Genomic DNA, 21,409 nt, shown 5'->3' on the forward strand with positions numbered 1-21,409 from the left:
ACCGCACCGCACCGCACCGCACCGCACCGCACCGCACCGCACCGCACCGCACCGCACCGCACCGCACCGCACCGCACCGCACCGCACCGCACCGCACCGCACCTAAGATCATCGCTAGTAGGCCGGCGGCGCTGCGGAATCCTTACGGGGCGATCGGCGATCCGCGAAATCAGCCGGCACAGCAATCATCGGAATGCCAGATGTCCGCTCCCTCCGAAACCACACTTCACCCGAGTCTGCGGCGAATAAGTCGCCTCGTCGCTCGGGTACACAAACGTTTCTGGCGACCCGACGGAAGCATTCTCATCGGCATGCGTGTGAATTCGGAGCCGTGGGCGCGAGTGCGACAGGGGTGGCATGGCTCTGCCGATCACCGCGCGGATCTGTGGCTATGTCTTCACCTGATCAAATGGTGTCGTGCCCGGATGACACTTCTGCATGCTGGTTCAGCGGCGGCAGTGGGGAGCGGTCCGGTCACGCAGCTGCTCTGCGGCCGGGTGGTCGGCGTGCACCAGCCGTCGCCTGCGTGGATCGGGCGTTTGGGTGGGCGTCGTCGCGGTCGCCCGCGTGGATCCGGTGTCCGGGCTGCCTTCGTGGGTGGGGCAGAATTCACCGGGTGACTTCTGAACCGCGTGTCTCGTGCGTTTTCATCTGCCACGACGGTGGCGGCAAGATCCTGCTGGCGCGGCGGTCCGCCGGCGCGCGGGACGAGCCCGGTGCCTGGGACACCGGTGCCGGGGCACTGGAGTTCGGTGAGACCTTCGAGGCCGCGGTTGGGCGGGAGGTCGCCGAGGAGTACGGGGCCGCCCCGCTGGAGATCAACCTGCTCGGCGTGCGCAACGTGGTCCGGGTCGAGCCGCTGTCGCACTGGGTCGCCGTGGTCTTCTCCGTGCTCCTCGATCCGGCAGCCGTCAAGATCGGGGAGCCGGACAAGTTCGATGAGCTGGGCTGGTTCGGCCGGGACGCGCTTCCGTCGCCGCTGCACTCCCAGCTCGAGCCCACCCTGGCCATGCTGTAGCAAGGGTTTTCGAAAGACTGGATTTGGTTTCGTCGATGTTACATGCTGTCGATGGGAGCGCTCCCACGTACCCATCGGAGGAATACACGCATGTTCTCGACTCGAAGTCGACGGCGGCTCGCCGCCGTGGCCGCGGCGGTCCTCGCCGCGCCGCTGCTGTGGTTCGCCACATCCGGCATCTCGCAGGCCGCGGCCGCCGTGCCGGCCAAGGACTGGCTGCACGTGCAGGGCAACCAGATCCTCGACGAGGCCGGCAACCCGGTCTGGCTGACCGGCGCGAACTGGTTCGGGTTCAACGCCGGCGAGCGGGTCTTCCACGGCCTCTGGTCCGCGAACCTCACCGAGGTCACCAGGTCGATGGCCGATCGCGGCATCAACCTGGTCCGGGTGCCCATCTCGACCCAGCTCCTGCTGGAGTGGAAGGCCGGCCAGGCCGCCGTGCCGTCCGGGGTCAACACGTACGCGAACCCCGAGCTCACCGGGAAGACCACCCTCGAGGTCTTCGACGCGTTCCTGGCCCTGTGCGAGCGGTACGGCATGAAGGTCCTGCTCGACGTGCACAGCGCGGAGGCCGACAACTCCGGGCACGTCTATCCGGTCTGGTACAAGGGTTCGGTCACGCCGGAGCTGTTCTACCAGGCCTGGGAGTGGGTCGCGCAGCGCTACCGCACCAACGACACGCTTGTCGCGATGGACGTCAAGAACGAGCCGCACGGCCGGCCCGGCGAGAGCCCGCGGGCGAAGTGGGACTCGTCGACCGACGTCGACAACTTCAAGAACACCTGCCAGACCGCCGGCCGGCGGATCCTGGCGATCAACCCGGACGTGCTGATCCTCTGCGAGGGTGTCGAGGTCTACCCGAAGGACGGCGTGAGCTGGTCGTCCACCGACGGCAAGACCTACGACAACGTCTGGTGGGGCGCCAACCTGCGTGGCGTCCGGGACCACCCGGTCGACCTGGGCGCCAACCAGGACCAGCTGGTCTACTCGCCGCACGACTACGGGCCGCTGGTCTACGAGCAGCCGTGGTTCGCAAAGCCGTTCGACAAGGCGTCGCTGACCGCCGACGTGTGGACGCCGAACTGGCTCTACGTGCACGACTCGAACACCGCGCCGCTGCTGGTCGGCGAGTGGGGCGGCCGGCTCGGCCAGGACGCCCGGCAGGACCGCTGGATGACCGCGCTGCGGGACCTGATCGTGGAGAAGCGCCTGCACCAGACGTTCTGGGTGCTCAACCCGAACTCGGGCGACACCGGCGGCCTGCTGCTCGACGACTGGAAGACCTGGGACGAGCAGAAGTACGCCTTGCTCAAGCCGGCCCTGTGGCAGTACGGCGGCAGGTTCGTCAGCCTCGACCACCAGGTACCGCTGGGCGGCGCGGGCAGCTCGACCGGCATCAGCCTGGCGGCCCGCTACGGCGGCGGCGTCGAGCCGTCGACCTCGCCGTCCACGTCCGTCCCGCCGTCCGGCGCCTGCGGCGCCACGTACACGCAGACCAGCGCGTGGTCGGGCGGCTTCCAGGGCGAGGTCACGATCCGGAACACGGGTACGACCCCGGGCCGCGCCTGGACCGCGACTTGGACCTTCCCGGCCGGAACGTCGGTGGCGTCGCTGTGGAACGGCGTGCTGAGCTCGACCGGCACGGCCGTGACCGTGCGAAACGTCGCACACAACGGCACCCTGGGCGCCGGGGCGGGCACGAGCTTCGGCTTCGTCGGCTCCGGTCCGGCGGTGACGCCCGCGATCACCTGCGCGCTGTCGTAGGGCGCCCGCGTCCCGGCGCGGGCGGCGGCCCCCGCCGGGACGCGCGAAACCGCGCCTCAGGTCGGCCCCGGCGCGGCCGATAGGTCGGGGACCACGACTGGAGAGAGGTCCCCGCGAGCATGTTGCCCTCGGTGCCGAAGGGGACCGCGTCCCCGCGCCAGGGCAGAATCAGAGCCGGCGCGCTACGTACGATCCTGGGTCCGGCCTCGGCGATGATCTACATCCTGGGCACCCCGGACGGGTCGAACCGCCGGCTCATGGTCGCGGTCGCGGCCGGCATGGTCGGCCTCGGGCTGCTCACGTTGGCGACCGCCCCGGCGATGGCAAGGTCGCGCCTGCGGGTACCGATCCAGCTCGCCAGCGCGATCGTGACCCTCCTCGGCGCCTCCGCGCTCGCCCTGCTCGACGGCGGCGTGACGAGCCCCCTCGCGGCGCTGGAGCTGTACTCGCTCGTCTTCTTCGCGGCCGTGCTGCCGACGCGCCATTTCGTCCCGATGGGGCTGCTCTGCGTCGCGGCGTACGCCGCGGTGGCACTGGCCGGCGGCGCCGCACCGGCCGGTCTGGCTTGGGCCTTCGCCCTCACCTACGGCGGCGTGGCGTACCTGACCATGCGCCACACCATGGTGCTGGCCTCGCTGCGCCGGCGGCTGGCCGAGGTCTCCCGGATCGACGCGCTGACCGGCTGCCTGAACCGCGGCGGCTTCGACGAGCGCCTGGCGGCCGAGTTCGCCGCCGCGGAGCGCCGCGGCGAGCCGCTCACCCTGATCCTCGCCGACCTCGACCGGTTCAAGGAGGTCAACGACCGCCACGGTCACCGCGCCGGCGACGAACTGCTGGCGTGGACCGGCCGGACCCTGGCGCACGGCGTCCGCGGTCAGGACGCGGTGGGCCGGATCGGCGGGGACGAGTTCGCCGCGGTGCTCGTCGGCGCCGACGCCGACGACGCCCGCGCGGTGGTGGATCGGCTGCGCGCCGACCTCGACGAGGTGTCCCCGGCCAGCCTCGGCTACGCCTGCTATCCCGCCGACGGGGCCGACCTCGCGGCGTTGCGGCAGCTCGCCGACGAGCGGGTCTACGCCGACAAGCTGACCCGGCAGACCGGGCCGACGTCGCACGATCCGGCCGCGCCGGCACCGGTGCCGGTCGTACGGCGGGCGGCACCGGCGGTCTCGGGACGGGAGCGGCGCCGCCGTTCGATCGCGGACGGCGGCCGGCTCGGCATGTCGGTCTCCGGGGTGGGGCTCGGCTACGTCCTGATCTTCGCGGAAGGGCATCCACACCGGCTCTGGATGGGCACGGTGCTCGCGGCCATCTGGCTCCTGGCGGCCGCGGTCATCGCCGGCGCCGACCGGTTGAGCCGGCTGTCCGGGCTGCGCCTGGTGATGGCGGGCTACGGCCTGTCCCAGTTCGTGCTGTCCGCGGGCGTCATCGCCCTGTGCGGCGGCGCGGCCAGCCCGCTGGCGGTCGGCCTGCTCGCGCCGATGCCGCTCATCGCGCTGAGCACCCCGCCCCGGGTCGGAGTGCCGCTGCTCGGCCTCATCGGCGGCCTCTACCTCGCCATCGGGGTCTTCGGCGCCCCCGCCAACCCCTGGTACGTCGCGGTGCATCTCGGCGGCACCATCGCGCTGGCCGTCGTCTGCGGGTCGCTGGGCGCCGAGGCCGGCCGGCAGCGCCGGCGGCTGACCGAGCTGTCGCGCCTCGATGCGCTGACGGGCATCCTCAACCGGCGCGGATTCGAGGAGCGGTTCGCCGCCCAGCTCGCCGGCCCCCACTCCGGCGTCTCGCTGCTGATCCTCGACCTGGACGGGTTCAAGGAGGTCAACGACCGGTACGGCCACGCGGCCGGCGACCAGTTGCTCGCCTGGGTCGCCGCCACCCTGCGGGCCGGCGTGCAGCCGGCCGATGTGGTGGGCAGGCTCGGCGGCGACGAGTTCGTCGTCCTGCTCGCCGCCGCCGACGCGCCGGCCGCGGCGGCGACCGCGGACCGGCTGCGGGCGGCGCTGGCCGAGCGCACCCCCGCGAGCATCGGTACGGCCACCCTGGGCGCACACGGCGGGGACTTCGACGCCCTGTACGCACACGCCGACGCCGAGCTGTACGCCCGTAAACGCCGCCGCCACGCGGACACGGCCCCGGAGCCGTCCCAGGACGAACTGAGCAGTGCCTGAAAGACCGCCGGTCGCCGCGGTCACCTGACGTGGCGTAGCGCCGTCAGGCCCTCGACCGGCGCCCGCCCGCGCAGCGCGCCCGAGGCGGCGTCGAGCCAGACGATCTCGCCGGCGCCGCCCGCGTAGACCCGGGTGCCGGCGCCGTTGAGGGCCAGCCCGCGGACTCCGGCGGGCACGGACCAGCGGGCGGCCACCGTGCCGGCGCGGTCGTACGCGGTCACGGCGGTGCCCGCCCCGATCAGCACCCGGCCGGAGTCCGGCGTGAACGCCAGGCTCGCCGCGTCGCCACCGGCCGCCGCGGTGACCACCCGCTCGATCTTCAGCGAGGTCGTGGCGGCGTACGCCAGCGAACCCGACGTCACGTCGGCCACCGCGAGGCTCAGCCCGTCCGCGCTCGCCGCGAGGGCGTGCCCGGCGGCCGGGCCCTCGCCGAACGGGTGCGGCAGGTCCAGGCAGTAGGCCCAACCCTGCGCCAGGTGCAGCACGTGCACGAATGCGTGCACGCCGCCGGGCCGCCCCGCGATCAGGTCGCGGGTGTGCCGGTGACCGGGCTGGTGGGTGTAGAGCGTGTAGAGCACGTCGCGGCCGGGGGAGAGCACCGCCTGCCGCCCGTCGCCGCGCATCTCCTCCTCGGCGCCCGGGGGCACCGGCGCCTTGTCGCGGGTGAACAGCGGGCGCAGCTCGCCCGAGCCCAGGTCGAGCAGCCGCACCCGGTACCGGTCCGGCGCCTGGCGCGGCAGCCACTCCAGCACGAACAGGCCGGTGCCGTCCGAGCTGAACGCGTCGGGCTCGACGACGCCGCCGAGGTCGTACCGGCGCTGCCGGACGCCGGTCGTGACCAGCAGCGCGGTCCGCTCCCGCCCGGCCGGGCGGGCCGACGCGGGCGTGCGGGTCAGCGCGCACGACGCGCCGTCGGCGGAGATCACCCGCGGCACCCAGCCGGGGGCGAGCGGCACCCGTCCGTCCGGCCCGCCCTTCGCCGGGTCGAGCCGCAGCAGGACCGGGGCGCCGGCGTCGTCGCGGGTCACCGTGCAGGCCACCGCGCCGTCCGGGCTCAGCACCGCCTCCCGGCCGAGATCACGGGGGCGTTCGCCACCGAGCACGACCAGGCCCCGGCTGCCCTCGGCCACCACCACGTCCGGTACGGACACGGCGGCGTGCGCCTGCTCGCGGCACGCGGCCGTCAGGGCGGCGCCGCCCGCGATGATGAGAAGGTTCCGCCTTGTCGTCATGCCCTGTCGACACCGCCCGGCCGGGTGCGGTTCCCGGGAACCTCATCGCCGTACGCGGTGTCATGAGGTTGTCGGCGACCGGATCAACCGCGTGGAGGTGTCGAGGCCGGACATGGTCACCGAACTGGACGATGCGGCGGCGGTCACCCGCGCCCGCGACGGCGACCTCGACGCGTACGACGTCCTGGTCGCCCGGTACACCGTGCCCGCGCACCGGGCCGCGGTGCTGCTCGGTGCCGGCGCGGACGCCGACGACGTGGTGCAGGAGGCGTTCGTGAAGGCGTACCGGCAGCTCTCGCGGTACCGCGGCGAGTCGGGATTCCGGCCCTGGCTGCTCGCGATCGTCGCCAACGAGACCCGCAACCTGCACCGTTCCCGGCGCCGCCGCGACGGCCTGGCGCTGCGTGCCGCCGCGCACGAGCCGCCGGAGCGGGTCGCACCCGATCCCGCCGACACGGTGCTGGCGGACGAGCGCCGGCAACACCTGGTCGACCAGCTCCGGCTCCTCGACGCCCGCGACAGCGAGGTGCTGATCCTGCGGTTCCTGCTGGACATGTCGGAGGCCGAGACGGCGGTGGCGCTGGGGCTGCCGAAGGGGACCGTGAAGTCGCGGACCTCGCGGGCGCTGGCCCGGCTGCGCGGCCGGCTGGCCGTGGGGGAGGTGCGCGGTGCCTGACCACGAGGACGCCCTGGTCGCCGAGCTCCGCGCGCTCGGCGCCGAACTGGACGTGGGGCGGGCAACGGACCAGCGGGCCGCGGTCCGGGCCCGCCTCACCCGGCCGGCCCCGGCCCGGCGCCGCGCGCGGCGGTGGATCCTGGCCGGTGCCGCGGCGCTGGTCGGCGCAGTCGCGGTGGTCGCGCCGGCCCGCGCGGCCGTGATCGACGCGGTCGGCGGGCTGTTGCGGGTCGCCGGGATCGAGGTGCGTGACGGCGGCGGGTCCGGCGGCCTGCCGGCCACGCCCGGCCCGCTGCCGTCGCTGCGCGAAGCGGGCCTCGAGGAGGCCCGTCGCGTCGCGTTGTTCCCGGTGCGGGTGCCCGCCGGGCTGGGCGCACCCGAGCGGGTCACGCTGGCCGATCCCGACGCCGGCGGCGCGCCGCGGGTGGTCACGATGGCCTTCCGCGGCGGAGCCGTCCGGTTCGACCAGTTCGACGGCGCGCCGTCGCCGGCCTTCTTCAAGACGGCCTCCGGCGCGGAGTGGGTGCAGGTGGGCACCGGCGGCATCTGGCTGCCGGGGCCGCACCCGGTCACCTACGTCGGCCGCGACGGCGCCGAGCGCGCCGAGACGGCCCGGCTGGCGGCGCCGACCCTGATCTGGGCCGACGCCGACGTCACCTACCGCCTGGAGGGGATCCCGACGCTGGAGGAGGCCCGGCGGATCGCCGGCTCGCTGCGCTGAGGCCGAACTTGAGGCTTTTCGCCTGGCCGAACCGAACGGCAACCGTGGCGCGCCCGTTGTGCACTCCGGGGTGGTGGTGGGGACCCGAAGGGGTTGGCATGACCGACACGATGATCGTTGAGCTCGGACTGCAGGCGATGACGGTTGCGGCGAAGATGTGTGCGCCGGTGTTGGTGACCGCGTTGCTTATCGGTTTTGCGATCTCGTTGTTCCAGTCGGTGACGCAGATTCAGGAGGCGACGCTGTCGTTCGTGCCGAAGGCGGTGGGTGTCGGTGCGGCGATTCTGTTGTCGGGTAACTGGATGTTGCATGAGATGGTGACGTACACGACGCAGCTGTTCGAGCGGATCCCGACGCTGCTCTCCTGAACCGACACCCACGAAGAACGCCTCAGCTGATCTTGATCAGGTAGGCGTCCAGCGCCGCGTAGCTCTGGTTGGCGCCCTGCTCCATGCCCGACTGGAGCATGCCGTCGCGGTCCTCCTGCGACGTGAAGCGCGTCGTGCTGGTCACCGTGGTCCTGCCCGCCTCCTCGGTGAAGACGAAGGTCTCCACCGCGACGTGGCCGGCCATCGGCTCGTACTCGAACGTCCAGGTGAACGTCTCCGGCGCTGAGATCTCGCGGAACTCGCCGCGGAACGGGTGCTCGGTACCGTCCGCCGTCTCGACGAAGCGCCACGTGCCGCCGACCCGGAAGTCGATCGTCACGTCCAGCGGGTTTCCGCGGCCCCACCAGTGGCGCAGGTGCTCGGCCTCGGTGTGCGCGGCCCAGACCAGGGCCCGGGGTGCGTCGAACGTCCGGCTCATGACCAGTTCGGTGGGGCTGGGGGTGCTGATCGCGATGGTGTTCACTGCTGCTCCCTCTGCAGGTCGTCCAGGTAGGTGCCGAGCGTGTCGTAGCGCTCCTCCCACAGGAGCCGGTACTGCGCGACCCAGCCGGCGATGTCACGCAGCGGCGCCGGTTCGATCCGGCATCGCCGCCACTGCGCCTCGCGGGTGCGGACGATCAGGCCCGCCTTCTCCAGCACGTTCAGGTGTTTCGAGACCGCCTGCACGCTGATCGGGAACGGCGCGGCGAGCTCGTTGACCGTGGCCTCGCCCTGCGCTAGCCGGGCGAGGATCGCCCTGCGGGTCGGGTCGGCGAGGGCGGCGAAGACGCCGCTGATCGGGTCCGCTGTCGTCATGCTCAACCACCTGGCTTATAAACCGATTGGTTTACCAACCGATGGGTTGAGAGTACGCCGCGTGCCGGCGCTGTCAACCCCCGGCCGTCGCGGGCTGCCGATCCGGCTCCGGCCTGGTGTGATGGTCGGCATGAATATCTGGCCCGGGAACCCGTACCCGCTCGGCGCCACCTACGACGGGGGCGGCACCAACTTCGCGTTGTTCTCCGAGGTCGCCGAGCGGGTCGAGCTGTGCCTGTTCGACGACGACGGCATCGAGACCCGGATCGACCTGCCGGAACGCGAGGCCCTGGTCTGGCACGGCTACCTGCCGCGCGTCGTTCCCGGCCAGCGGTACGGCTACCGGGTGCACGGCCCGTACGACCCGGCGGCGGGGCTGCGGTGCAACCCGGCCAAGCTGCTGCTCGACCCGTACGCGAAGGCGATCGAGGGGCACAACGAGTGGAACAACGCCCTCTACTCGTACAACTTCGGTGAACCGGGGAGCCTGAACACCGCCGACTCCGCGCCGTACGCGATGCGCTCGGTGGTGATCAATCCGTTCTTCGACTGGGCCAACGACCGGCCGCTGCGCATCCCGTTCCACCAGACGGTGATCTACGAGGCGCACGTAAAGGGCATGACCGCGCGGCACCCCGGAATTCCCGAGGACGTGCGCGGCACCTACTCCGGCCTGGCGCACCCGGTGATGATCAAGCATTTCAAGGAGCTCGGGGTGACGGCGGTCGAGCTGATGCCGGTGCACCAGTTCGTGCACGACAGCGGCCTGATCGAGCGCGGCCTGTCGAACTACTGGGGCTACAACACCATCGGCTTCTTCGCGCCGCACAACGACTACGCGTCGTTCGGCGGCCGCGGCGGCCAGGTGCAGGAGTTCAGGTCGATGGTGAAGGCGCTGCACGCGGCCGGCATCGAGGTCATCCTCGACGTCGTCTACAACCACACCGCCGAGGGCAACCACCTCGGGCCGACCCTGTCGTTCCGCGGCATCGACAATCCCGCGTACTACCGGCTCGTCGACGGCGACAAGCAGTACTACTACGACACCACCGGCACCGGGAACAGCCTCAACGCGCGCCACCACGAGTCGCTGCGGCTGATCATGGATTCGCTGCGCTACTGGGTCACCGACATGCACGTCGACGGCTTCCGCTTCGACCTCGCCTCCGCGCTGGCCCGCGAGTTCCACGAGGTGAACCGGCTGGCCGCGTTCTTCGACCTGGTCAACCAGGATCCGATCGTGTCGCAGGTCAAGCTGATCGCCGAGCCGTGGGACGTCGGCGACGGCGGCTACCAGGTCGGCGGCTTCCCGCCACTGTGGACGGAGTGGAACGGCAAGTACCGCGACACCGTGCGCGACTTCTGGCGCGGCGAGCCGGCCAGCCTCGGCGAGTTCGCCTCCCGCTTCACCGGCTCGTCCGACCTGTACGAGATCGACGGCCGCCGCCCGATCGCCTCGATCAACTTCGTGACCGCGCACGACGGCTTCACGCTCAACGACCTGGTCTCGTACAACGAGAAGCACAACGAGGCCAACGGCGAACAGAACCGGGACGGCGAGAGCCACAACCGGTCCTGGAACGGCGGCGTGGAGGGACCCACCGAGGACTCGGACGTGACCGCGCTGCGCGAGCGGCAGAAGCGCAACTTCCTCGCCACGCTCCTGCTGTCGCAGGGCGTTCCGATGATCGCCCACGGCGACGAGCTGAGCCGCACCCAGCAGGGCAACAACAACGTGTACGCCCATGACAGCGAGCTGAGCTGGATCGACTGGGAGGACGCCCGCCACCACGACGTGCTGACCCTGTTCACCGCCCGGCTGACCAGGCTGCGCGCCGAGCACCCGATCTTCCGCCGCAGGCGCTTCTTCACCGGCGACCCGGTGGCGGACGCGAAGATCCCGGACATCGCCTGGCTGCGCCGCGACGGCGAGCCGATGACCGGCGAGGACTGGACGGCCCGGTCCGGCATGACGATGACCGTGTTCCTCAACGGCCACGGCATACCGGAACGCGACGCGCTGGGCGAGCCGATCAGGGACGACTGCTTCCTGGTGCTGTTCAACCCGCTGGCCGACCCGGTGACGTTCACGCTGCCGCCCCGGTCGTACGGGCGCACCTGGGAGCCGGTCGTGCACACGGGCGACCCGCTGCTGCTGGCCCGAAAGCGCACCACCAAGGCCGGCGGCAGGCTGGACGTCGGCGGCCACACGATGGTCGTGCTGCGCTGCCGCTATTGAGCGGCGCGCCCGGGCCCGGTTCGGCTACGGTGCTTCGATGACCGACCTGTCACGTTTCGTCGCCGCGCAGGAGGGCGTCTACGACCGGGCCCTCGCCGAACTGCGGGCCGGCGCCAAGCGCAGCCACTGGATGTGGTTCGTGTTCCCGCAGATCGCCGGCCTCGGCTCCAGCGCGACCGCGCGGCGCTACGCGATCGCGGACCTCGACGAGGCGCGGGAGTATCTCGCCCATCCGGTGCTCGGTGCCCGGCTGATCGAGAGCGCGCAGGCCCTGCTCGGGGTCGAGGGGCGCACGGCCGGGCAGATCCTCGGCTACCCGGACGACCTGAAGCTGCGGTCGTCCATGACCCTGTTCGCCGGCGCGGCGGACGACCCGGCCGTGTTCCGGGCCGTCCTGGACCGCTACTACGCCGGCGAGGACGACCCGGAGACGATTCAGCGGTTGTGACGCTCCCGGCGTACGCCCGGCTTGCGGCCCCGGATCGTGGCCTTCTGCAGCGCGGCGATCACCATGTCGGCGGCCGCCTCCGGCACCTCGACCAGCGAGAAGCGGTCGGTAATCTGGATCGCGCCGATATCGCGGGCGCTGAGCCCCGACTCGCCGGCGATCGCGCCGACCAGGTCCTGCGGGCGCAGCCCGGCCCGCCGGCCGATGCCGAAGAACAGCCGCGCCACCCCCGCGCCGGAGGGGCCGCCGCGGCGCTCGGGCCGCCTGCCCTCGCGGTCCGGCTCGCGCGGCGGCCGCGCCACCGACGGGATCTCCTCCTCGTCGACGTCACCGCCGGCCGCCTCGTGCGCCAGCTTCACCGCGGCCAGCGCCACGGTCTCGATGTCGAACTCGCTGGTCAGTGACTCGATCACGACCCGGAAGCGGTCCAGGTCGTCGGACTGCAGGCTGCTCTCCAGCGCCGAGCGGGTCAGCTCCAGGCGGCGGGCCCGCAGGTCGGTGACGGTCGGCACCCGCTCCACCGTGATCCGCTGGCGGGTCAGCCGTTCGATCGCCTTGAGCATGCGCTGCTCGCGCGGCTCGACCAGGGTGATCGCGGCGCCCTCCCGGCCCGCCCGGCCGACCCGGCCGATGCGGTGCACGTAGGCCTCCGGCGCGGACGGGACGTTGTAGTTGACGACGTGCGTCAACTGCTCGACGTCGAGGCCGCGGGCGGCCACGTCGGTCGCCACCAGCAGCTCGGTGCTGCCGGCGCGCAGCCGGCCCATGACCCGGTCCCGCTGGTCCTGGCTCATGCCGCCGTGCAGCGCCTCGGCCCGGTAGCCGCGCCCGTTGAGGGTCTCGGTGACCTGGTCGACCTCCTCGCGGGTGCGGCAGAAGACGATCGCCGCGGTGGGTGCCTCCACGTCCAGCACCCGGCCGAGCGCGGCCGACTTGTGCGCGCGGGCCACGACGTACGCGCTCTGCCGTACCAGGGGGATCTCGCCCGGCGCCGACTCCTCCCGGCCCATCTGGATCCGGACCGGGTCCTTCAGGTGCCGGCGGGCGATGCCGTCGATGCGCGGCGGCATCGTCGCGGAGAAGAGCACCGTCTGCCGGGTCTGCGGGGTCTCGGCCAGGATCGCCTCGATGTCCTCGGCGAAGCCCATGTCGAGCATCTCGTCGGCCTCGTCGAGCACGACCGTGCGCACGTCGCCCAGGTCCAGCGTCTCGCGGCTGATGTGGTCCAGCACCCGGCCCGGCGTGCCGACGACGACGTCGACGCCGCGCTGCAGCGCCTGCAACTGCCGCCCGATCGGCTGGCCGCCGTAGACCGGCAGGACGCGTACGCCCAGGTCACGGCCGTAGCGGTGCACCGCCTGCGACACCTGCTCGGCAAGCTCGCGGGTCGGCACCAGCACCAGGGCGGCCGGGCCGCCCTTCGCGTCCGCCTCGAGCCGGTGCAGCAGTGGCAGCGCGAAGGCCGCGGTCTTGCCGGTGCCGGTCGCGGCCTGGCCGAGAAGGTCGTTGCCCGCCAGTAGCGGCGGGATCGCCTCACGCTGGATCGGCGTCGGCTCCTCGTAGCCCAGGCTGGTCAATGCCTTCAGCAGCTCGGGCCGGAGCGCCAGACCGGCGAAGCCTGTCGCGTCCGCGAACAGGTGCTCGCTCATTTTCTCTGCTCCGGATCCTTGGTGCGCCGGTCACGGTGGTGTCCGGCATCAACGACAAGAAGGATACGAGGCCGCCGTTTCGCCTCAGCCGGCCGGGACCTTGAACGGGTCGTGGTCGGCCAGCAGCTTGTCCAGCCGGGCCTGGTCGACGCGGCGCACGACCGTTCCGGCGTCCTGCATGTCCCGGACGCACTTGGCCAGGGTGAAGGCGGACGTCACGACGTAGAGCAGGCCGACGGCGAGGAAGGCACGGATCCAGGTGCCGACCGGCAGGTACAGGATCCCCGCGGCGACCGCGGTGAGCGAGATGCCGAACGAGGCGATTGCCTGCACGTAGAAGGCGGTGGTGGTTCTCGGCTGCGGTGTGGTGTCCATGTCGCAGTCTGGTCCGGCCGGTCATAGGTCCGACTGAGTGCGGGTACTCAGTGCCCGGTTACGACAGGATTACGGGCATGGCTGACGTGATCGTGGTGGGCGGCGGGATCATCGGGCTGACGGCGGCGACGCGGCTGCGCGAGCGGGGCGCGGACGTGACCGTCTGGACGCAGACCGGGCCCGAGCAGACCGTCTCGGCGGTCGCCGCGGCGGTCTGGTACCCCTCCCGGACACTGTTCGAGCCCCGCGTCCTGGCCTGGGCCGCGGCCACCTACGACCAGTTCCGCCGGCACGCGTTCGCCCGGGTGCCCGGGGTGCTCGTCCGCGAGACCCGCAACCTCGAACGCGACGGCGCCACCGGCGAGCCGTGGTGGGCGCCCGCCGCCCGCGGCGTGCGATACCTACCGATCGACCCGCCCTGGACCCGCGAGATCCGCTTCCAGGCGCCGCTTGTCGAGATGGGCGTCTACCTGCCCTGGCTGCGGGACCGGCTGGTCGCCGCCGGCGCCCGGGTGGTGCGCCGCCGCGTCGACCGGCTTGAGGAGGCCCTGGTCGAGGCGCCCGTGGTGGTCAACGCCACCGGCCTCGCGGCCGGCGCCCTCTGCGGCGACCCCGAGGTCTTCCCGGCCCGCGGGCAGATCGTGCGCGTCGCCAACCCCGGAATCATCGTCTCGGTGCGCGATCAGGGCGAACCGGGCACCTACGTGCACCCGCGCAGCCGGGACGTCGTCCTCGGCGGCACCTGGCAGGCGAACAACTGGAACACCACGCCGGACCCCGCCATCCGCGACGCGATCCTGGAGCGGTGCGTGGCGCTGGTGCCGGAGCTGGCGGGCGCGCCGATCGTGGGGGAGGAGGCCGGGCTGCGCCCGGTGCGCCGCGGCGGGCCGCGCGTCGAGGCCGAGAAGTGGCCCGCCGGGACGGTCGTGCACGCGTACGGGCACGGCGGCGCCGGCATGACGCTCTGCTGGGGCTGCGCCGACGACGTTGCCGCGCTGGCGCTGTGACGACGGGTAGGTCCTCACTCGCAGCGCCATATCGTCGCCTGGCTGTCCGATACCCCCGCCACGATCCGCCCGTCCTCACTGACCACGTTCAGTACGACGCCCCACTTAGCCGACGGCCGCGGCAGGACGTGGGCAGTCCTGCCGATGATGATCGACGCCTGGCTGTGCGCGAAACCGAAACCGGGAAGCTGCCCGGTTCCGGTCGGGTCGTCCACCGTCTGCCACGTGCCGCTCGCCGGTTCGTACCGATAGACCTGCCGGTCGGAGGAATCGCCCGTCGGGCTGGAGAACACCATCTCGCCGTAGATCCAGCCGTAGTGGAAGCCCCTCGGTTCGAACCACTGCCGTTTCGCCGGGTCCGCGGTCGGCGACGAGACCTTCTGGATCGATCCGTCGGCGAACCACAGGTAGGTCTGGTCCGCCATGACGACGCTGCGGAGCGTGACGAGGATCGTCCCGTCCTCGTTCATGTCCAGGGCCTCGCCGTCGGTCGCCCCGTCGATCAGGGGCATCAACTCCGGTTCGGCCGTCGTCGAGGACCAGCGTTGCGGGCGGCTCCGGGCGGCGAACTCGTATTCACCGGCGATCGTCCCCGCTTCGTTGACGGCGACCGCACGCCCGCCGCCGGGCAACCGCCGCACCTGCCCGTCGCGGTAGAAGTACGGCCGGGGTGCGTATCCGTCCGTGCCGCCGACGGCGAGGCCCGATCCGTTGATGTCGCTCATGGTTGCCGGTGCGCCGGACTGCTTGATCCGATCGATCAGGTCACCGTCGCGCCACACCAGAACGTCCATCTCGCCGCCCGCGACCGGCTCCGTCCTGCCGACCAGGTATCTGCCGGTGGGATCCCCGCCGGTGACGTCGGACGACCTGGCCTTCCTCGTCGGCAGGCCCTCGGCCGTGCAGGAGGACGGCAGCGCCGGGTCGCGCGGTAGCGCAAGGCCGGACGACCCGGTCGGCTCCGGCCGCATCACCGGGCCGGGTGGCTTCGCATAGCCGGACGGCACCGGGGGAGTCGACGGCGTCAGCGGCGGGTCGACCTGGAACGACGACGAGGGCACCGGTGTCGGCGCCGGCATCGGCATCGCCTTGTCGCCGGTCGGTCCGGCCGCCAGCACCCCGCCCGCCGTGGCGGCAGCGATCACCGCGGTGACCCCGGCCCCCACCGACCAGACCCGCCACCGGCGTCCGCGCCGGCCGTCCCGCACAGCCTTCGCGAAATCCACCCGGCTCGGTGTGTCCGGCTCCGCGTCCAGCGGCCGCAGCAGCAGCCGGCCGTACTCTTCCTCGTTCATCGCCGCACTCCTTCGCCGTCGGTGACGGGAATCCGGTCGCCGAGGATCCGGCGCAACGCGTTCAGGCCGTGCGAGGTCTGGCTCTTCACCGTGCCTGCCGAGCAGCCGAGAATCCGGGCCACCTCGTCGACCGGCTTGTCGCAGAGGAAACGCAACACGAGAACGGCCTGCTGGCGCGGTGGAACCTGGGAGAGCGCGGCCCGCACCACGGTGCGCTCCTCGACGCCGGCCTGCTCCGAGGCCGGCCGTTCGGGTGCCGAGGCGAACAGCCCGACCCGCCACCACCCGCGCCGCTTCTCGTCCAGGAACGAGCGCACGATCATCGTGTGCACGTACGCGTCGACGTTCTCGGCCCGGGAGATCCGCGGCCAGCGCGCGTACAGCTTGGTGAAGGTCTCCTGCACCAGGTCGTCCGCCTGGTGGCCGTCCCCGCACAGCAGGTAGGCGAACCTGCGGAGGGCGGCCACCCGCCCCTTTACGTACGCCAGATACTCCGTGTCGCTTTCGTCGTCCATCCCGCCCCCGTCCCTGGTCAGAAGGTAGACGGGGATTCGTTCGGTCTGGTTGTACGGCCCATGAGACTTTTTGGTACGGGCACTTTTCGTAACGGTGAATTAACGTCAGGTCATCGATCCACCACGATGCAACGACGCCTTGTGAGGAGATCAGTCCGGTGACCGAAGAACCCCGCCTGCTTCCGATCCTGGGACACCGTGGCCGTGACGCGAAGACCTGCCTGTACCGCTGCGGCAACGCCTGCGACCATCCGGTGCCGAACGAGTCCGCCAACCCGTACCTCGGTGATGTGGTCAACACCGCGCTGACGCGGCGCGGCGTCGTGCGCGCCGGCGCCGTCGGCGCGCTCGTGCTCGGCTTCGGCGCCACCGCGGCCGCACCGGCGGACGCCGTCGGTGTCGAGGCCGCCACCGCGGAGGCCGTGCCGCCGCCGGACGCCCCCGGCCGCGCGGGCGCCCTGACGTTCAAGCCGATCCCGCCGAACGAGCTCGACAGCCTGATCGTGCCGAACGGCTACGACTCGACCGTGGTGATCCGCTGGGGCGATCCGATCCTGCCCGGCGTGCCCGGCCTCGACGTGCGCCGCCAGACGGCGCAGCGGCAGTCGGCGCAGTTCGGCTACAACAACGACTTCATCGGCGTGCTGCCGCTGGGCCGCGACGGGCGGCGCGCGCTGCTGGTGGCGAACCACGAGTACACCAACGAGGAGCTGATGTTCCCGGGCTTCACCAGCCAGGAGGCGCTCACGGTCGAGCAGGTCCGGGTGGCCATGGCCGCGCACGGGATGTCCGTGGTGGAGTTGGAGCGGGTCGGCGGCACGGGGCAGTGGCGACCGGTCGGCGGCCGGCACCGGCCGTACAACCGGCGGATCACCATGCTGGACACGCCGTTCCGGTTCACCGGGCCGGCCGCTGGGGCGGGCCTGCTGCGTACGGCGGCGGATCCGAGGGGCACCACCCCGATCGGTACGTTGAACAACTGCTCGGGTGGGGTCACGCCGTGGGGCACGGTGTTGTCGGGCGAGGAGAACTTCAACCAGTACTTCGTCGGCGGGGACGCGGCACCGGCCGAGCTCAAGCCGAAGCTGGCGCGGTACGGGATCTCCACGACGGTCCGGGTGCCGAGCGGCTCGCGGCGCTGGGACCGGGCGCAGCCGCGGTTCGACCTGGCCCTGCACCCGAACGAGGCGCACCGCTTCGGCTGGATCGTCGAGGTCGACCCCTTCGAGCCCGGTTCGCGGCCGCGTAAGCACACCGCGCTGGGGCGTTTCAAGCACGAGGGCGCCAACGTCATCGTGGCCCGCAACGGCCGCGTCGTCGCGTACATGGGCGACGACGAGCGCTTCGACTACCTGTACAAGTTCGTCTCCGACCGGGAGTTCCGGCCCGGCGGGTCGGCCTCGGCACGCCGGCACAATCTGACGCTGCTGGAGTCCGGCACGCTGTACGTCGCCAAGGTCACCGGCGACAGTCCGGCGTCCGAGATCGACGGCTCGGGCCGGCTGCCGTCCGACGGCGCCTTCGACGGCACCGGGCGGTGGATCCGGCTGGTGTCGGGGGAGCGCTCGTACGTGCCGGGGATGTCCGCGGTGGAGGTGCTGACCTTCGCGCGGCTCGCCGGGGACGCCGTCGGTGCCACCAAGATGGACCGGCCGGAGGACGTGCAGCCGAGCCTGCTGACCGGCAAGGTGTATGCGGCGATGACCAACAACACCAACCGCGGCGTCGGCACCTTCGCCGGCGCGGACGAGGCGAATCCGCGCAACGCCAACCGGCACGGGCACATCTTCGAGCTGGTCGAGGACCGCGGCGACAACACGGCGGAGTCGTTCACCTGGTCGCTGCCGATCGTCTGCGGCGACCCGGCCGACCCGTCGACCTACTTCGCGGGTTACGACAAGGCGGCGGTGTCGCCGATCTCGTGTCCGGACAACGTGGCGTTCGACAGCGCGGGCAACCTGTGGATCTCCACCGACGGCAACGCACTCGGCGCCAACGACGGCCTGTTCGCCACCGCGATCGAGGGTTCGGAGCGCGGCCACCTCAAGCAGTTCCTCACCGTGCCGCCGGGCGCGGAGACGTGCGGCCCGTTGATCACCGGCGACGACCGCTCGGTCTTCGTCGCCGTGCAGCACCCCGGCGAGATCACCGGCGCGACGCTGGACGATCCGGCCTCGACGTGGCCGGACGGCGACTTCGCCAAGCCGGCGGTCGTGGTGACCTGGCGCGTGGACGGCGGCGCGATCGGCAGCTGAGCCGGGGCTGCCCGGCGCGGGCGAGCTACACCGTACGCAGGTCGACGGTGTGCCAGACCAGCGTGTCCTGGTCGCCGGTGGCCCACCACAGCACGCCGTTGCGGCTGAACGCTCCGTTCACGGCCGCGCCGATGCCGACCGTGCGCGCCGCCGCGATGTCGTAGACCAGCAGCCCCGCGTTGCCGTTCAGGTCGGAGTCCGGGCCGGGCTCGGAGAGGATCTCGAAGCGGTCCAGCACCGCCACGTCGGCGATGGCCGCGCTCGCCGACCCGCCGGCGATGCGCTGCCGGGCCGAGCCGTCCGGGTGCATCACGTCGATGCGGGCCTGGCCGTCGCCGGTCATCACCTGCACCCGGCACCAGAGCGGGCCACAGGTCGCCAACTCGGCACCGGTGGTCCGCACCCGGGTGTCGCGGTTGGCCGCCAGGTTGCGCAGCCGGGTCGTCCCGGAGCGGTCCTCGCCGCCGTTCTCGGCCAGCCACGGCCAGGCCGACAGCGCCCAGATGCCGGGCTCCTCGCGGCTGCGGACCGCACCGCCGGCCAGCGCGACCGAACGGATCTCGGTGACTTTCTCGCCCTCGGGGGCGGCCGCGGCCCAGTGCACCTCGCCGTCGGCGATCACCAGGTCCCACTGGGAGCCGAAGAACAGCGCGTTGCCGGTGTCGGTGGTCAGCCGCCGGGCCGGGCCGCCGGTGGTCCTGGCCGTCCAGATCTCCACCGGCACGCCGTCGGCGGACTCGGTCCAGGCCAGGTCCTCGCCGTCGACGGTGAGGTTGCCGAACTCCGGGTTCGACCCGAGCGGGCGGCGGCGCAGTTCGCGGATGGAGCCGTCCGCGTTGCGCACCAGCAGGCGTACCGCGGTCCCGTCCGGGGTCGGCGCGGTACCGACGCCGGTGCGGGCGTCGAGGAAGACGCCCGGCGCGAAGATCGGCCCGTCGCCCAGGTTTCCGGCGATGTCGGCCCGCTGCGCGCCGGGCCACGCCGTGGCGAGCGGTACGGGCCCAGTCGGCGGCGCGGCCTGCTCGTCGTCCGGGGTGAAAGCGAGCAGCGCGGCTCCGGCGGCGAGCGCGACCGCCGTCCCGGCGATACCGCGGGCGGCCCTCACTCGTACTGCTGCTTCGGTGCGGTGATCTCCTGCCAGCCGGTGACCTGGAGATACGGGACCTCGGCCTGGTTGACCGGGTCCTTGGCGACCCGGCTGGTCCAGGCGCCGACGACCTGCACCCAGGTGTCGGGCGCGGCGGTGACCCGGGTGTCGCCGTCGAGGCCGACCTTGATCGGCCGGCCGTCGGCGGCGCAGCAGGACACCACCATGCGGGCCAGCATCGGCTCGCCGTCCGGGCCCGGGGTCACGAAGCCGGTCAGCCGCACGGTGCGGCCGGTCAGGCTGCGGCCGCCGTCGAAGACGGCCCGGGACGCGTAGTCGAGCAGTCCGACGTCGACCGGGTCGCCGGCCGGCAGGGCGGGGTAGTCGGAGTCCGAGCCCGGCGCGGTGAGCACCGTGCCCGACTGGCCGGCCGCGTACGAGCCCAGCGCGGGCGGCGCCACCAGCAGCAGGCCGAGCACCGGGAGCAGGAGCAGCCAGCCGACCCGCGGCTCGTGGTGGTGCCCGTGCCCGTCGTGCTGGTCGCCTCCGCCCCGCAGGTCGTACCAGAGGGTCAGGACCGCGGCGGCGACCAGCAGGATCCCCGCGCCGATCAGGAACGGCTGCAGGGCCTCCTTGACGTAGCGCAGGTAGAGGTCGGAGAGGCTCGCCTTGAGGACGGCGCCACCGAAGAGCAACATGATCACGGCCTGGGCCTGCCGGTTCACAGCAGCACCGCCCCGACGCCGGCGCCGACCAGGACCGCCGCCGCGAACGTCGCGGGCGCGAAGCGGATCGCGAACCGGCGGCCGAAGACGCCGGTCTGCATGGCGATCAGTTTGAGGTCGACCATCGGCCCGACCACCAGGAAGACCAGCCGCGAGGTGAGCGAGAACTGCGACAGCGACGCGGCGACGAACGCGTCCGCCTCGCTGCAGATCGACAGCAGCACGGCGAGCACCGCCAGCGCGATGATCGACAGGACCGGGTTGTCGGCCACGCGCTGCAGCCAGGCCTCCGGGACGACCACGTTGATCGTGGCGGCCGCCGCCGCGCCGAGCACCAGGAAGCCGCCCGCGTGCATCACGTCGTGCCGGCAGGCGGCGACGAACGCCTTCAGCCGGGAGCCGTCCTCGTGCGGCCGGGGCGGCATTTTGATCCACTCGGTCTTGCCCAGCCGCAGCCAGAGCCAGCCCATGGCCACGGCGACGACCAGGCTGGCTCCGGCGCGGGCGACGACCATCTCGGGGTTGCCCGGGAAGGCGACCGCGGTGGCGGTCAGCACGATCGGGTTGATGGCGGGCGCGGCCAGCAGGAACGCGAGCGCGGCCGCCGGGGTGACGCCCCGGCGGATCAGCGATCCGGCGATGGGCACGCTGCCGCACTCGCAGCCGGGCAGTACCACCCCGGCCAGCCCCGCGGCGGGCACCGCGAGCGCGGGGTGCTTCGGCAGTGCCCTCGCCCAGAACGAGCGCGGCACGAAGACGGCGATGACCGCGGAGAGCACGACGCCGAAGACCAGGAACGGCACCGCCTGCACCAGCACCGAGACGAAGACCGTCGTCCAGGTCTGCAGCCGCGGATCGGAGATCAGCGCGGCGAGCGGGTCACGGACGACGACGAGCAGCACCAACAGGACGGCGAGCAGTTCCACGGAGCCGAACCGGCGCCCCCGTGGCGGGGGCTGCGGCGCGGCGGTGGACTCGGGATCGGCCTCCGGACGGGTGCCGAGGCGGTCGGTCATGCCGTCGGTTGCGGTCAAGGGGGTCACTCCGGGTC

20 protein-coding genes are annotated in these 21,409 nt (G+C 72.4%); 10 read left to right on the forward strand and 10 right to left on the reverse strand.

Annotation, left to right across the window (positions count from 1 at the left end):
* The first annotated feature begins 616 nt into the window (after positions 1 to 616).
* The 3 genes from AB0B58_RS00315 to AB0B58_RS00325 all read left to right on the forward strand — a co-directional run bounded on the left by AB0B58_RS00315 (position 617) and on the right by AB0B58_RS00325 (position 4,950).
* Positions 617 to 1,018, forward strand: a complete 402-nt coding sequence (locus AB0B58_RS00315) for an NUDIX domain-containing protein (RefSeq protein ID WP_360214938.1) — start codon at positions 617 to 619, stop codon at positions 1,016 to 1,018.
* Positions 1,019 to 1,108: 90 nt separating this feature from the next.
* On the forward strand, positions 1,109 to 2,782 hold the full coding sequence (locus AB0B58_RS00320; protein ID WP_360214941.1) for a cellulase family glycosylhydrolase: 1,674 nt from the start codon (positions 1,109 to 1,111) through the stop codon (positions 2,780 to 2,782).
* A gap of 212 nt (positions 2,783 to 2,994) precedes the next feature.
* Positions 2,995 to 4,950 carry a GGDEF domain-containing protein gene (locus AB0B58_RS00325; protein ID WP_360214944.1) on the forward strand — a complete coding sequence of 652 codons (1,956 nt, stop codon included), beginning with the start codon at positions 2,995 to 2,997 and terminating at the stop codon, positions 4,948 to 4,950.
* A 20-nt stretch (positions 4,951 to 4,970) separates the two neighbouring features.
* Here AB0B58_RS00325 and AB0B58_RS00330 read toward each other — a convergent pair whose 3' ends face one another.
* Entirely contained in the window at positions 4,971 to 6,182 is a 1,212-nt protein-coding gene (locus AB0B58_RS00330; protein ID WP_360214947.1) for a hypothetical protein, read from the reverse strand.
* A 112-nt stretch (positions 6,183 to 6,294) separates the two neighbouring features.
* Between AB0B58_RS00330 and AB0B58_RS00335 the strand changes: the two genes are divergently transcribed.
* The 3 genes from AB0B58_RS00335 (at position 6,295) to fliQ (ending at position 7,947) form a co-directional block, all read left to right on the forward strand.
* Positions 6,295 to 6,858 carry an RNA polymerase sigma factor gene (locus AB0B58_RS00335; protein WP_360216197.1) on the forward strand — a complete coding sequence of 188 codons (564 nt, stop codon included), beginning with the start codon at positions 6,295 to 6,297 and terminating at the stop codon, positions 6,856 to 6,858.
* A complete protein-coding gene (locus AB0B58_RS00340; RefSeq protein ID WP_360214950.1) occupies positions 6,851 to 7,579 on the forward strand; it encodes a hypothetical protein in 729 nt (242 codons plus the stop codon). The genes AB0B58_RS00335 and AB0B58_RS00340 overlap by 8 nt, the downstream gene beginning before the upstream one ends.
* Before the next feature lie 98 nt (positions 7,580 to 7,677).
* Entirely contained in the window at positions 7,678 to 7,947 is a 270-nt protein-coding gene (gene fliQ / locus AB0B58_RS00345) for a flagellar biosynthesis protein FliQ (protein WP_360214953.1), read from the forward strand.
* A 22-nt stretch (positions 7,948 to 7,969) separates the two neighbouring features.
* On the opposite strand, the gene AB0B58_RS00350 is transcribed toward fliQ, so the two are convergent.
* Both AB0B58_RS00350 and AB0B58_RS00355 read right to left on the reverse strand, forming a co-directional pair.
* Positions 7,970 to 8,431, reverse strand: coding sequence for an SRPBCC domain-containing protein (locus AB0B58_RS00350; protein ID WP_360214956.1), 462 nt, complete (start codon positions 8,429 to 8,431; stop codon positions 7,970 to 7,972).
* The gene (locus AB0B58_RS00355) at positions 8,428 to 8,763 is read right to left on the reverse strand and encodes a metalloregulator ArsR/SmtB family transcription factor (RefSeq protein ID WP_360214959.1); all 336 of its coding nucleotides are present in this window, start codon (positions 8,761 to 8,763) and stop codon (positions 8,428 to 8,430) included. The genes AB0B58_RS00350 and AB0B58_RS00355 overlap by 4 nt, the downstream gene beginning before the upstream one ends.
* A gap of 130 nt (positions 8,764 to 8,893) precedes the next feature.
* Between AB0B58_RS00355 and glgX the strand changes: the two genes are divergently transcribed.
* Together glgX and AB0B58_RS00365 are read left to right on the forward strand one after the other, a co-directional pair.
* The gene (gene glgX, locus AB0B58_RS00360; protein ID WP_360214962.1) at positions 8,894 to 11,002 is read left to right on the forward strand and encodes a glycogen debranching protein GlgX; all 2,109 of its coding nucleotides are present in this window, start codon (positions 8,894 to 8,896) and stop codon (positions 11,000 to 11,002) included.
* Between the two features lie 37 nt (positions 11,003 to 11,039).
* Positions 11,040 to 11,450 carry a DUF1810 domain-containing protein gene (locus AB0B58_RS00365; protein WP_360214965.1) on the forward strand — a complete coding sequence of 137 codons (411 nt, stop codon included), beginning with the start codon at positions 11,040 to 11,042 and terminating at the stop codon, positions 11,448 to 11,450.
* On the opposite strand, the gene AB0B58_RS00370 is transcribed toward AB0B58_RS00365, so the two are convergent.
* Positions 11,438 to 13,099 (reverse strand): DEAD/DEAH box helicase, encoded by a 1,662-nt coding sequence (locus AB0B58_RS00370; protein WP_360214968.1) that lies wholly within the window; start codon positions 13,097 to 13,099, stop codon positions 11,438 to 11,440. The genes AB0B58_RS00365 and AB0B58_RS00370 overlap by 13 nt on opposite strands.
* A gap of 84 nt (positions 13,100 to 13,183) precedes the next feature.
* Complete coding sequence (locus AB0B58_RS00375; RefSeq protein ID WP_360214971.1) at positions 13,184 to 13,474, reverse strand: YiaA/YiaB family inner membrane protein; 291 nt, start codon at positions 13,472 to 13,474, stop codon at positions 13,184 to 13,186.
* A gap of 77 nt (positions 13,475 to 13,551) precedes the next feature.
* On the opposite strand from AB0B58_RS00375, the gene AB0B58_RS00380 reads away from it, so the two are divergent.
* Positions 13,552 to 14,481, forward strand: a complete 930-nt coding sequence (locus tag AB0B58_RS00380; RefSeq protein WP_360214974.1) for an FAD-dependent oxidoreductase — start codon at positions 13,552 to 13,554, stop codon at positions 14,479 to 14,481.
* Between the two features lie 14 nt (positions 14,482 to 14,495).
* Here the strand turns inward: AB0B58_RS00380 and AB0B58_RS00385 are convergent, their stop codons facing one another.
* Both AB0B58_RS00385 and AB0B58_RS00390 read right to left on the reverse strand, forming a co-directional pair.
* The gene (locus AB0B58_RS00385) at positions 14,496 to 15,776 is read right to left on the reverse strand and encodes a hypothetical protein (protein WP_360214977.1); all 1,281 of its coding nucleotides are present in this window, start codon (positions 15,774 to 15,776) and stop codon (positions 14,496 to 14,498) included.
* Complete coding sequence (locus AB0B58_RS00390; RefSeq protein ID WP_360214980.1) at positions 15,773 to 16,291, reverse strand: SigE family RNA polymerase sigma factor; 519 nt, start codon at positions 16,289 to 16,291, stop codon at positions 15,773 to 15,775. Before AB0B58_RS00390 ends, AB0B58_RS00385 begins: the two co-directional genes overlap by 4 nt.
* 158 nt (positions 16,292 to 16,449) lie before the next feature.
* Between AB0B58_RS00390 and AB0B58_RS00395 the strand changes: the two genes are divergently transcribed.
* Positions 16,450 to 18,546 (forward strand): PhoX family phosphatase, encoded by a 2,097-nt coding sequence (locus tag AB0B58_RS00395; RefSeq protein ID WP_360214983.1) that lies wholly within the window; start codon positions 16,450 to 16,452, stop codon positions 18,544 to 18,546.
* A gap of 25 nt (positions 18,547 to 18,571) precedes the next feature.
* Here the strand turns inward: AB0B58_RS00395 and AB0B58_RS00400 are convergent, their stop codons facing one another.
* The 3 genes from AB0B58_RS00400 to AB0B58_RS00410 are packed head-to-tail and all read right to left on the reverse strand — an operon-like array spanning position 18,572 to position 21,374.
* Positions 18,572 to 19,651: a hypothetical protein gene (locus AB0B58_RS00400; protein ID WP_360214986.1), complete on the reverse strand. Its 1,080-nt coding sequence runs from the start codon at positions 19,649 to 19,651 to the stop codon at positions 18,572 to 18,574.
* On the reverse strand, positions 19,648 to 20,358 hold the full coding sequence (locus AB0B58_RS00405; protein ID WP_360214989.1) for a TIGR03943 family putative permease subunit: 711 nt from the start codon (positions 20,356 to 20,358) through the stop codon (positions 19,648 to 19,650). Before AB0B58_RS00405 ends, AB0B58_RS00400 begins: the two co-directional genes overlap by 4 nt.
* Positions 20,355 to 21,374: a permease gene (locus tag AB0B58_RS00410; protein ID WP_360216200.1), complete on the reverse strand. Its 1,020-nt coding sequence runs from the start codon at positions 21,372 to 21,374 to the stop codon at positions 20,355 to 20,357. The genes AB0B58_RS00405 and AB0B58_RS00410 overlap by 4 nt, the downstream gene beginning before the upstream one ends.
* Between the last annotated feature and the right edge of the window lie 35 nt (positions 21,375 to 21,409).

Origin of the sequence: Actinoplanes sp. NPDC049118 (assembly GCF_040648555.1) — a bacterium.
Taxonomy (GTDB): Bacteria; Actinomycetota; Actinomycetes; order Mycobacteriales; family Micromonosporaceae; genus Actinoplanes.

Bases quoted from the DNA above. Each gene is read 5' to 3' on its own strand.
- AB0B58_RS00320 (WP_360214941.1), top strand. From the start codon at position 1,109: ATGTTCTCGACTCGAAGTCGACGGCGGCTCGCCGCCGTGGCCGCGGCG.
- AB0B58_RS00325 (WP_360214944.1), top strand. From the start codon at position 2,995: ATGATCTACATCCTGGGCACCCCGGACGGGTCGAACCGCCGGCTCATG.
- AB0B58_RS00330 (WP_360214947.1), bottom strand. From the start codon at position 6,182: ATGACGACAAGGCGGAACCTTCTCATCATCGCGGGCGGCGCCGCCCTG.
- AB0B58_RS00335 (WP_360216197.1), top strand. From the start codon at position 6,295: ATGGTCACCGAACTGGACGATGCGGCGGCGGTCACCCGCGCCCGCGAC.
- fliQ (WP_360214953.1), top strand. From the start codon at position 7,678: ATGACCGACACGATGATCGTTGAGCTCGGACTGCAGGCGATGACGGTT.
- AB0B58_RS00355 (WP_360214959.1), bottom strand. From the start codon at position 8,763: ATGACGACAGCGGACCCGATCAGCGGCGTCTTCGCCGCCCTCGCCGAC.
- glgX (WP_360214962.1), top strand. From the start codon at position 8,894: ATGAATATCTGGCCCGGGAACCCGTACCCGCTCGGCGCCACCTACGAC.
- AB0B58_RS00365 (WP_360214965.1), top strand. From the start codon at position 11,040: ATGACCGACCTGTCACGTTTCGTCGCCGCGCAGGAGGGCGTCTACGAC.
- AB0B58_RS00370 (WP_360214968.1), bottom strand. From the start codon at position 13,099: ATGAGCGAGCACCTGTTCGCGGACGCGACAGGCTTCGCCGGTCTGGCG.
- AB0B58_RS00375 (WP_360214971.1), bottom strand. From the start codon at position 13,474: ATGGACACCACACCGCAGCCGAGAACCACCACCGCCTTCTACGTGCAG.
- AB0B58_RS00380 (WP_360214974.1), top strand. From the start codon at position 13,552: ATGGCTGACGTGATCGTGGTGGGCGGCGGGATCATCGGGCTGACGGCG.
- AB0B58_RS00385 (WP_360214977.1), bottom strand. From the start codon at position 15,776: ATGAACGAGGAAGAGTACGGCCGGCTGCTGCTGCGGCCGCTGGACGCG.
- AB0B58_RS00390 (WP_360214980.1), bottom strand. From the start codon at position 16,291: ATGGACGACGAAAGCGACACGGAGTATCTGGCGTACGTAAAGGGGCGG.
- AB0B58_RS00410 (WP_360216200.1), bottom strand. From the start codon at position 21,374: ATGACCGACCGCCTCGGCACCCGTCCGGAGGCCGATCCCGAGTCCACC.